This window comes from Daejeonella sp. (assembly GCF_044348475.1).
GTDB lineage: Bacteria > Bacteroidota > Bacteroidia > Sphingobacteriales > Sphingobacteriaceae > Daejeonella.
In genome coordinates this window covers 1-11537 of the sequence record NZ_JBIKSU010000063.1, presented here as the reverse complement: position 1 = coordinate 11537, position 11537 = coordinate 1, and the positions used below count along the sequence as shown (strand labels likewise).

Annotated in this window: 8 protein-coding genes and 1 other RNA gene; 4 read left to right on the top strand and 5 right to left on the bottom strand. The window is 35.4% G+C overall.

Going from position 1 to position 11537, the window contains the following annotated elements:
* Positions 1-41 precede the first annotated feature (41 nt).
* Positions 42-350, top strand: coding sequence for an NAD(P) transhydrogenase subunit alpha (locus ACIQZ6_RS10130; protein WP_395810711.1), 309 nt, complete (start codon positions 42-44; stop codon positions 348-350).
* Between the two features lie 60 nt (positions 351-410).
* The gene (locus ACIQZ6_RS10125; protein ID WP_395810709.1) at positions 411-1817 is read left to right on the top strand and encodes an NAD(P)(+) transhydrogenase (Re/Si-specific) subunit beta; all 1407 of its coding nucleotides are present in this window, start codon (positions 411-413) and stop codon (positions 1815-1817) included.
* 159 nt (positions 1818-1976) lie between these two features.
* Here the strand turns inward: ACIQZ6_RS10125 and rnpB are convergent.
* From rnpB to smc, 3 genes are all read right to left on the bottom strand, one after another.
* An RNA gene (rnpB, locus tag ACIQZ6_RS10120) (RNase P RNA component class A) lies at positions 1977-2360 on the bottom strand.
* A 10-nt stretch (positions 2361-2370) separates the two neighbouring features.
* On the bottom strand, positions 2371-3297 hold the full coding sequence (locus tag ACIQZ6_RS10115) for a M28 family peptidase (RefSeq protein WP_395810707.1): 927 nt from the start codon (positions 3295-3297) through the stop codon (positions 2371-2373).
* 34 nt (positions 3298-3331) lie between these two features.
* Positions 3332-6883, bottom strand: coding sequence for a chromosome segregation protein SMC (gene smc, locus ACIQZ6_RS10110; RefSeq protein ID WP_395810705.1), 3552 nt, complete (start codon positions 6881-6883; stop codon positions 3332-3334).
* Between the two features lie 169 nt (positions 6884-7052).
* Here smc and ACIQZ6_RS10105 point away from each other — a divergent pair, with 169 nt between their 5' ends.
* On the top strand, positions 7053-8036 hold the full coding sequence (locus tag ACIQZ6_RS10105) for a potassium channel beta subunit family protein (protein ID WP_395810703.1): 984 nt from the start codon (positions 7053-7055) through the stop codon (positions 8034-8036).
* Positions 8037-8134: 98 nt separating this feature from the next.
* On the opposite strand, the gene ACIQZ6_RS10100 is transcribed toward ACIQZ6_RS10105, so the two are convergent.
* Together ACIQZ6_RS10100 and lpdA are read right to left on the bottom strand one after the other, a co-directional pair.
* Positions 8135-8977 carry an MBL fold metallo-hydrolase gene (locus ACIQZ6_RS10100; protein WP_395810701.1) on the bottom strand — a complete coding sequence of 281 codons (843 nt, stop codon included), beginning with the start codon at positions 8975-8977 and terminating at the stop codon, positions 8135-8137.
* A 31-nt stretch (positions 8978-9008) separates the two neighbouring features.
* On the bottom strand, positions 9009-10397 hold the full coding sequence (gene lpdA / locus ACIQZ6_RS10095) for a dihydrolipoyl dehydrogenase (protein WP_395810699.1): 1389 nt from the start codon (positions 10395-10397) through the stop codon (positions 9009-9011).
* A gap of 235 nt (positions 10398-10632) precedes the next feature.
* Here lpdA and ACIQZ6_RS10090 point away from each other — a divergent pair.
* On the top strand, positions 10633-11537 hold a 905-nt coding region (locus ACIQZ6_RS10090; RefSeq protein ID WP_395810697.1), incomplete at its 3' end, for a carboxypeptidase regulatory-like domain-containing protein.

The window sequence follows — 11537 nt, the reverse complement described above, 5'->3', positions numbered from 1 at the left end:
TAATTTAATTGATCAAAGTTCAATCAACAACCAACATATATATGGAAACAATGTTTAGCTGGCTATCGCTGCATCAGGAAATGATTTACATCGTAATTTTGAGTGTATTTCTTGGAATTGAAGTTATTGGACGCGTGCCAAGTGTACTGCACACTCCTTTAATGAGTGGTGCAAATGCTATTCATGGCGTTGTTATTATTGGTGCCATTATAGTAATGGGAAAAGCTGAAAGTAATAATCTGTTGGCGCTTATTCTTGGATTTTTGGCAGTAATCTTAGGTACTTTGAATGTGGTTGGAGGATTTGTGGTTACAGATCGTATGCTAGAAATGTTTAAAAAGAAGAAATAGAAATTTAGCGCTTTTGGCTATTTACCATATATAATGTTATAATTAGAAATTTAGAATAGAATGGAATTAAATATACTAATCATTTGTTACCTAATCGGATCTGTAACCTTTATCATCGGATTAAAGATGTTAAGTCATCCTGAAAGTGCCAGAAAAGGAAACCTTATTGCAGCAGCTGGAATGGCCATATCTATTTTGGGCACCATATTTCTATACGAAGAAGAAGGTATAAAACTCGGAAATTATATCTGGATCTTCGCAGCATTGATTATTGGTACCGTTTTAGGTACCATTGCAGCAAAAAAGGTTAAGATGACCGCTATGCCTGAAATGGTTAGTTTATTTAACGGAATGGGGGGTGCCTGCGCTGCGTTAATTTCAATAGTAGAATTCGATCATCTTAATCATCAAATTCAGTTGGGTGGAGCAGTGAACAGTGGAACACTCCTAATTATTTTTGCTGGTTTAATTATTGGAACAATCTCATTTGCCGGTAGTATGGTGGCTTGGGCAAAACTGAATGGAAGAATCAAAGATTTTGCATTCAATGGTCAGCATATTATGAACCTTGTTATTTTTGCTGTGATCATCTGTCTTTCAGCATACCTAGTTATATCAGGTGATCCTGCAGCAGGTTCTTTATTCTATTTGGTTTTTGTATTGTCAATTATTTATGGATTATTCTTTGTATTACCAATCGGTGGTGCAGATATGCCGGTTGTTATTTCATTGTTAAATTCATTTACAGGAGTTGCAGCAGCTTTTGGCGGATTTTTATATGATAACCCTGTGATGCTTACTGGGGGTATTCTGGTAGGTTCGGCGGGTACAATCTTAACCATACTGATGTGTAAAGCAATGAACCGACCATTGAGTAATGTTTTAATTGGCTCATTTGGTAGTTCTTCGTCAGGATCTACAAGTAAAGATCAGGGTGCTTATAAAGAGATAAGTATCAGTGATTCAGCAGTGGTAATGAGCTATGCAAAAAAGGTTATGATTGTTCCAGGATATGGTTTGGCTGTTGCTCAGGCTCAGCACGTATGCCATGAACTTGAAAAATTACTATCCGACAAAGGTGTTGAAGTTAATTATGCGATCCATCCGGTTGCAGGCCGTATGCCTGGACATATGAATGTACTTCTTGCAGAGGCAGATGTTGATTATGCCAGATTGTTGGAAATGGAACATGCAAATGAAGAATTTCCTCAAACAGATGTTGTTTTGGTTCTTGGAGCAAACGATGTTGTAAATCCTGCAGCCAAAACAGATCCAGGATCGCCAATTTATGGAATGCCGGTTCTTGATGTAGAACTTTCTAAATTGGTTATAATAAATAAAAGGAGTATGAATCCCGGTTATGCTGGTATTGAAAATGAGCTCTTTTTCCAACCTAAATCTTCTATGTTATTTGGAGATGCAAAATCAGTACTTCAAAAATTAGTAGCAGAAATTAAAACACTTTAGATAAGCTTAAAGGGGAAAGCTGAAAGCTTAAAGCTGAAAGGGGAAAGGTTAAAGCTGAAGGGGCTGTTTTTGAAACATTCCTATTATTATTTTACAGTTTGAGTTTTATTTTTCACATTCTGTAATATTTTTGGATTCCTTTTTAAGGAATTAAGGTTAAAAAAAAGCAAGCCTGTAAGCCGGGTTCTGTTTTCCGATTAATCGGAAATTCTATCATTTATCTAGTCATACAATTGCTTATATGATCTAACGACCTACCCATTCCGGATAATGTCGCATCTGCGACATAAGGAAACGAGCAGCTTCGCTTCCGGAACCTATTTGGTCTTTCAACTCCTGGGGTTTACCGTACTTCATGTCACCATAAAATACTGTGAGCTCTTACCTCACATTTTCACCTTTACCCACCTAAGCGGGAAGTTTATTTTCTGTGGCACTTTCCGTCTCCATTTTCATGAAGCCTTCCTGTTAGGAAGCAGAATGCTCTGTGTTGCCCGGACTTTCCTCCTTGATTTGCATCACGGCGATAGAACAGCTTGCTTTTCAAAGATAGCTATTTTGTTTTTAAGGAATTTACGGTATTTGTCTTAATCTTGTTTAAGTCCTTATCAAGCTTGATTATACTCCTTAATATAGCCGTAGATGCTGAATGGAAGAAGTTCTGATTAATAGTTGCAAATTTATCACTTGGCTTATGATAATCTTCATGATCTTCGACTCCAAAATAAATAAAAGGTATATCTTCTTTTGCAAAAGGACCCTGATCGCTTTGCATGGTCCAGTCATCCTTACCTGAATTAGGAATATCATGTCCAAAAAGAATATTTATACCTGAATTATCATCTGCATCTTCAATGATTTCTTTTAAAATTGGTGTTTTGTAAGTCCCTACAGCATAAAGCTCTGACTTTTTGTTATGTGAAATCATATCCATATTAACATTCATAATAATAGATTTTCTGGATATGATAGGCTCCTTTAAAAAAGCATATGCTCCCTGAAGCCCCATTTCCTCGGCATCAAAGGCAATAAACAACAAGGTGTTTCTAGGTTTATGAACCTTGAAATATTCGGCAATTCCTAATAAAGCGGATACTCCTGATGCATTGTCATCTGCTCCATTATATATTTGAGAATTATTGACTCCTACATGATCATAATGTGCTGAAATTACAATTACATCATCATATTTTCCCTTTACAAAACCAATTAGATTGGTTCCATTGATCAGCTCAGACTTCCTGTTTTTAAAACTAAATGGATGTCTGTATTTATCTTGAAATGATTTTAATCCAGCTTCGGTGAATCTTGCAGAGATATAATCTGCAGCGGCCTTATTGCCTTCTGTTCCAGTTTTTCTTCCAGCAAACAAATCTGCTGATAGTGTTTCTATATCTTTCAGTAATTTAGAACGATCTATATTCTGTGCATTTGCATAAAAAACAGAAAGCAATGCAATTGTTAGTACTAGTTTTTTCATGTTAATTTATTTAGATTATTGCCAATAATCAATTTTAAGCAACTTCACGGATGTCAACTGCAACAACTCTTGATACCCCTTGTTCGGCCATTGTAACACCATAAATAATGTCTGTACTTGCAATTGTTCTCTTATTATGTGATACTATAATAAATTGTGAGCGGTCTGAAAATTCACGAATGATATTATTGAACTTGTCGATATTGGTATCATCAAGAGGAGCATCTACCTCATCAAATATACAGAATGGGGCAGGTTTCAATAAATACAATGAGAATAGTATCGCGGTAGCAGTCAAAGTCTTTTCACCACCTGATAATTGATTGATGGAAAGTGGTCTTTTCCCTTTTGGCCTTGCAATGATATCAATATCAGATTCTAATGGATTTGAAGGGTCAGCTAATATCAGATCACAACTATCTTCATCATTAAATAAAGACCGGAAAACCTCTATGAAATGTTTTCTAACATTTATAAAAGCATCCATAAACTTCTCTTTTGCAGTATCATCTATTTCTTTAATGGTTTGCAATAAGGATGCTTTTGCTTCTGAAAGGTCTTTTTTCTGGGTTTGAATAAAAGTGTAACGTTCATTCATCTCCTGATAGGCTTCCATAGCCATAGGATTAATAGCTCCAAATTCATCCAGTTGCTTTTTGAGCCGTTCTGTTTTTTCACGTAGATCTGCCTCATTTTCTGATCCGTTTTCTGTACTTATTTCATCATCTAAAAGATCAGAAATATTAATTGCAAATTCAATAGATAAACGCTCTTTTAATGCATTTAAATCGAATTTAATTGCGTTTTTTTGATCTTTTAAGTCATTACTAATTAGGTCTGACTGATCTTTATTACGTCGCAATAAACTTATATTTTCTTCAAACTCAGTGATTTTTCCTCTAGAGGCATAATAAACTTGTTCTGAATCTTTTAAGGCATTTTCAAACTCTTCCTTTTGTGCATACATCGCAATCAGGTCTTCATCAGAATGATCAGCATAAAGTAAGGCTTCTTTAATACTTAAATCAGTTTTTTCAATTTCTACCTGATTTAATTCTATTCTGGTTTCAAGAGAACGCTGCTGGCTTTCCCGGTATTCAAGGTCTTTCTCAATTCCCGAAACTTTATTCTGCTGCTGATGAAACCGTATGTTTTCCTGATTGTAAAATCCCGATTTAGTGTTCAGTGAATCAGAAAGTTCATTGTATTCTTGCTGATAATTGAGCAAATGTGATTGTTTAATTTCCAAACTATTTTTCAATTCTAACAATAGAGGCTCAGAAGCTACTAATTCATTGCTGATACTTGAAATTTTAAGCTCTATATCTTGCTTTCTATTCAGGCTATTTTCAATAAATGCTAAATATTGTTCTTGCTTTGTTTTAACCGAAGTGAACTCATTCTCTAGTTTGTTAATTTCTAATTGGAGTACTTGTAAATTTTCTTTCTGGGATGATTCCTGCAAATTCTTTAGTTTTTCATCTTCAAATGATAGCGCATCTTTTAATTTTATAATGCTTGATTCTGTGCTGCTAATCTCTTTACTGAGCTTTTCAAGGTTTTTGGCACGTCCTATTCGTTTACCTTCAAATAATCCAACAGAGCCTCCTGACATGCCAAAACGAGTTTTAGAGAACATGCCTGATTTACTTAGAATGACATATTGTTCTTCTGGCAATTCCGACTTAATTTCTTGTTCATCACCTGATTCAAGGAGATAAACATTGTATAAAAGTATTTCGCAAAGCGGACGGTATTTAGAGTCGGTATCAATGATATCTAATGCTGAAATCAGGTTTTGATTGGTTAATTTATCTGAATTTCGTTTAGATATTTTATTAAGTGCATCCAGAATAAAGAAGTTTGCTCGTCCTCTTGATGAATCATTTAACAATTGAATAGCCTGTATCGCCTCCGTTTGTGTTTCAACAACATAATGGTTCATTACAGGTTCAAGAAAGTTCTCTATTGCTATCCTATATTCCTCTCGGCAAAACAAAATATCTGAAAATAGGGGAGCCTGCTTAGCCCAGCTTGTATTTTTTTTCAGAAAACGAATAGATTCAGGAAAACCCTCCAGATTATCAACCATTGATTTGGTGAGGTTATATTCGTTCTGCTTAGAGTCAATTTTCCTGCTTTCCTGATTCAGTGATTCATTAATTCCTTTTAATTGTTCGGTGCTTCGCTGAATTTGTCTACTTAACTCATCTTCCAGTTCTTTATTTTGATTGAATTCCTTTTGCTTGCTTTTTAGCTTTTCACCAATCTCATCAATTACTTTATTAAATTCATTCAGTTCTGTTTCCTTAGAACGGGTATCCTCCATATTACGGCTACTTTCCTGATAAAGAGCATCTTTCTGAATATGAAGAATAGCAATATCCTTTTCAAGTTTATATACTTGATTCTGTAGTACGTTATTTTCGTTGCTGAATAGATCCAGATCAGTCTTAGATTTTTGTTGTTTAGTTCTAAGTTCAGTAATCTCAAGATGCTGAGTTGATGTTGTATCTTTGATTTTTTCAAGAATTTCGCTCTCCTGGAGATGTTCTTCATTCAATCGCTTTTGATTGTAAAAAACATGATTCAATTGATTTTTATCTTTTTCTAATTCATCATTGAGCCTGTTTTTTTTATCTTCCAGAAACCTTAATTGTTCATTTTTTAACTTCTTATCACTTTCATAGTTACGAATCTTAGCAATAAATTCATTACTAGCTTTTTGTTGAACTGAAAGATTTTTTTCCAGGTTTAAACTTTCCAGTTTTTGCTGCTGTAGTACTGCCTCAAGGTTACTTATTGTAGCACTGATATCGGTATTGCTTAGCAATTGTTGTTGTTCCTTGTCTTCAAGTCTAGTAAGAGCTTCCCTAAAGCTAATTATTCGAAAGGAAGCCAACATCATACTAAGACTTTTATATTGTTCTTTTAATCTAAAATAGCGTTCAGCTTTTTTAGCTTGATTTTCAAGAGTCTTCAGGTTTTTATCAATTTCAAAAAGTAAATCTTCAACTCGGCTCAGATCTGCCTCTGTATCCTTGAGCTTGTTAAATGTTTGTTTTTTTCGAAGTTTGTATTTAGATATTCCAGATGCCTCTTCAAATAATGCACGTCTCGAATTGTCTTTATTAGCAATGATCTCATCGATCATTTTAAGTTCAATGATAGAGTAGGAGTCTGATCCGATTCCAGTATCTAGAAAAAGGTCTGTAATGTCTTTCAAACGACAATGAACATCATTTAATCGGTATTCACTTTCGCCAGAGCGATACAGCTTTCGGGTAATGGTTACCTTTGTAAAATCTGTTGGAAGTATATTTTTTGTATTGTCAAAGGTTAGAGATACCTCAGCAAGGTTAGAAGGTTTACGTGTTTTTGTTCCATTGAAAATAATATTTTCCATTTTTTCGGAACGAAGCATACGTGTGCTTTGTTCTCCGAGAACCCATCGTATTGCATCAACAACATTTGACTTTCCGCAACCATTTGGTCCAACGATAGCAGTCACACCTTCATTGAAGTTGATTGTTATTTTATCGCCAAAGCTTTTAAAACCTTTGATTTCTAGTTGAGTAAGCTGCATTTTCTATATTTCGTAATTGCGAATCTCAATTACATTTTGAATGTGCCAATTTAAAAAATAATACAGACCTATGTAATTTTTTAGCTCATGAAATCATAAATGTTTTTTTTGGCTTGTAAATTGTTAATTTAGAATACGAAATTAATACTAATAAATTAAACATAAAATAATGGAATACAGGCGTTTAGGAAAATCTGGATTAAAAGTTAGTGCACTCTCACTTGGAAGCTGGTTAACTTTTGGTCAGCAGATTGATGATCAGGTTGCTGAAGAACTTATGGATATCGCATATGAAGGCGGTGTTAATTTTTTTGACAATGCTGAAGGGTATGCTGGTGGTAAATCAGAAATAGTAATGGGTAAGATCCTGAAAAAGAAAAATTGGGATCGTAGTTCTTATATTGTTTCAAGTAAGATATTTTTTGGTGCAGAAGAAAAAAAGCCGAATATGATTGGCCTATCTAAAAAGCATCTTTTTGAAGGAACTCACAATGCATTGAAACGCTTACAACTTGATTATGTCGATCTAATCTATTGTCATCGTCCTGATAAAGAAACACCTATTGAAGAAACTGTTTGGGCTATGCATCAGTTAGTTCAATCAGGGAAAGCGCTTTATTGGGGCACTTCAGAGTGGAGTGCTTTAGAGATCATGCAGGCTCACTATTTTGCTGAAAAGAATCATTTAGTTCATCCAGTAATGGAGCAGCCACAATATAACATGCTTTGGCGTGATAAAATGGAAATGGAGTTTTTATTGTTATTCCGCGATTTTGGGATGGGAACTACCATCTGGAGTCCGCTGGCTTCAGGTTTACTTTCAGGTAAATACAATGAAGCTGATCCAAAAGATGCACGTTTTAGTATGGATAATATTGAATGGCTCAGAAATAGGCTTCTTATTGAAGATAATATCCGCAAAGTAAAATTACTGAAAGATCTTGCTGACAGGTTAAATACCTCATTGGCAAAATTGGCCATTGCATGGTGTCTAAAAAACCCTCATGTAAGTACTGTTATTTTAGGTGCTTCTAAAGGAGTGCAATTAAAAGAAAATTTAACTGCTTTAGAGGTTGTGCCATTAATGACTAATGAAGTAATGGATGAAATAGATCAAATAACCGGCACTAAGCCTCAGGTGGTTATACCATAAATCTGATTTTATCAATGAATCATGAAAGATAATTGGGGATAGAAAAAAAAACAAGAGCCATATCTTTAAAGGAATGGCTCTTGGTTCTAAATACTATATTATATCTCACTTAATTTAAAGGTATCCTTAACACGGATACCTTTTTCTGTTACTTGTAGCGTGCAGCATTCATTAACCGGATCGTGCTCTAGGAATAGAATGTAATCATTTTGAACGGCCTCTTCAAGGTATTTCTTTTTCTCTTTCAAGGTTTTGAGCGGGAACATATCATATGACATAACGTAGGGCATTGGAATATGCCCAACAGATGGCAGCATATCGGCCATGTACAATATGGTTTTGCCTTTATAACTAATCTGAGGTAACATCATTGCATCAGTATGTCCAAAAGCAAAGCGAATCTTGATGTTCTTTGTAAACGAAATACCGTCTTCAGCATCAATAAACCTTAGTTTTCCGCTTTCTTGAATAGGCAATATATTTTCCTTTAAGAATGAAGCTTTTTCACGATCATTTGGTTCAACAGCCCATTGCCAGTGTTCTTTATTACTCCAATAGATAGCATTTTTGAATGCAGGAACTAAGGCTCCATCTTCTTGTCTTTCAATAGATCCGCCACAATGGTCAAAATGCAGGTGAGTTAAAAAAACATCCGTTATATCATCTTTAGAGAATCCAATACTTGCAAGCGATTTTTCAAGCGTATCATCGCCATGTAAATGGTAGTGTTTTAAAAAACGTTCATCCTGCTTATAACCTATACCGTTATCAATAAGAATAAGGCGCTCTTCATCTTGAACTAATAAGCATCTCATTGCCCAACTACACAGATTAAATTCATCTGCCGGATTAGTTTTTTGCCAGATAGATTTGGGAACTACACCAAACATAGCACCTCCATCCAACTTGAAAAAACCCGTATCGATCGTATATAATTTCATATTAGAATTTACTGCCAATGCTAAAATTCATTTACAAGTGAATTACCTCACCATAGGCATCAGCAGCAGCTTCCATAATTGCCTCACTCATTGTAGGATGTGGATGCACGGTTTTGACAATATCCATGCCTGTAGTTTCGAGCTTTCTTGCAACCACCACTTCGGCAATCATTTCGGTAACATTGGTGCCAATCATGTGAGCGCCAAGAAATTCACCGTATTTAGCATCAAAAATAACTTTAACAAATCCATCTTTTGCTCCGGCAGCACTGGCTTTGCCTGAAGCTGAAAATGGAAACTTCCCAATTTTTAGTTCATATCCAGCTTCCTTTGCTGCTTTTTCGGTATAACCAACTGAGGCAATCTCAGGTGAGCAATAGGTACAACCTGGTATATTGTTATAGTTTAATGGTTCCGGATGATGGCCAGCTATTTTTTCAACACATATGATTCCTTCTGCCGAAGCAACATGTGCAAGTGCCTGACCTTTAACAATATCACCAATAGCATATACGCCTTCTATGTTTGTTTTGTAAAAATCATCAACCTGAACACGCCCTTTATCAATCTGAACACCAACTTCTTCTAGGCCTAAGTTTTCGAGATTAGGACTATAGCCAATAGCAGAAAGTACAATATCGCATTCAATGATTTCAGTACCTACAGCGGTTTTGACCTGTACTTTACAACCTGAACCGCTGGTATCAACTGACTCTACATTAGTGCCAGTCATAATTGTTATTCCTGATTTTTTGAAGCTTCTTAATAATTGTTTAGAAATATCTTCATCTTCTACAGGTACAATATTATCTAAGTATTCAACGATGGTAACTTTAGTTCCTAGGGTGTTATAAAAATATGCGAATTCAACACCTATTGCACCAGAGCCTACAACAACCATAGATTTTGGCTGCTTTGCTAGTACCATTGCCTGACGATAGCCAATAATTTTTTTGCCATCCTGCTTTAAATTTGGTAATTCTCTTGATCGTCCACCTGTTGCAAGAATTGTATGCTTGGCAGTATATTCTTTTGTTGATCCATCAGAATCAATAACGTCAATTTTTCCACCCTTTTTTATTTTTCCTGTACCCATGATGACATCGATCTTATTCTTTTTCATCAGGAACTGAACACCCTTACTCATTCCTTCGGCTACGCCGCGGCTTCTTTTAATTATTGAGCCAAAATCAACTTCTGCCCCCTGGACATTGATTCCATAATCTGTTGCATGAGTAATATATTCAAACACATTAGCGCTTTTTAACAATGCCTTTGTAGGAATACAACCCCAATTCAAACAAATTCCACCGAGAGATTCGCGTTCAACAATTGCAACCTTTAAGCCTAACTGTGCTGCACGAATGGCGGCTACGTATCCGCCTGGCCCACTTCCGATAATAATGATGTCGTAATTCATATCTAATAATTGTAGTACAATGGAGAATTAAGGCAAATCTAACAAAATACTCAAGTGGTTTAAAATATTTGCCCTGACTAATACTGATTTATTTGATTAGGTTGTTGATAACATTAATTATGTAGATAATTATGTTTAAAATTTAACATTTACTTAATACAATTACTAAAAAAAATTAAGGAATGGTATGTACATTTGCATGGTTTATATCAACCAATTAATTAAAAACCATTTTATGAAGAAAATTTTACTTGCTACGCTTGTTGTGTTATCAACTGTGTTTAATCTTTCTGCACAGGTAACAACTAGTAGTTTATCGGGTACTATCCGTGATTCAAAGGAATCACTGATTGGTGCAACAATTAAGGCTACACATCAGCCTACCGGAACTGTATACGGTTCCTCTTCCGGTGTAGACGGAAGATTTAATATCCCTAACATGCGTGTTGGAGGTCCATATCTTATCCAAGTAACTTATGTTGGTTACCAAGCCGAATCATTTAGCGAAGTTGTTTTGAAGTTAGGTGAGCCTTTTGTGTTAAATATTTCACTTAAAGAATCTGGAAGACAGCTTCAGGAAGTTGTAATTACAGCGCAAGATCCTAATTCAGTATTAAATGCTAATCGTACCGGTGCAACAACCAATATTGGTCGTGATCAAATTCAAAATGTACCTACAATTAGCAGAAGTGTCAATGACCTAACAAAATTTACTCCTCAAGCTAACGGTGCTTCAATTGGTGGGGGTAACTACCGTCAAAATAACTTTACAGTAGATGGTTCAGATTTTAACAACCAATTTGGTATTGGAAGTAACCTGCCTGCTGGTGGTTCTCCAATCTCAATTGATGCTATTGAAGAAGTTTCAGTAAACGTTGCACCTTATGATGTAAGAATGTCTGGATTTGTAGGTAGTGCAATTAACGCGGTAACTCGTTCAGGAAGAAACAACTTTTTCGGAAATGCTTTTTTCGGAATGCGTAATCAGGGTAACCAAGGAAATAAGGTTGGAGATAATACCATTGTTTTACAACCACTTGACGTTACTCAATTCGCATTAAGTTTAGGTGGGCCGATCATTAAGAATAAACTTTTCTTTTTCGCAAATATTGACCGTACTGATGAGGTTAGACCTGGTCA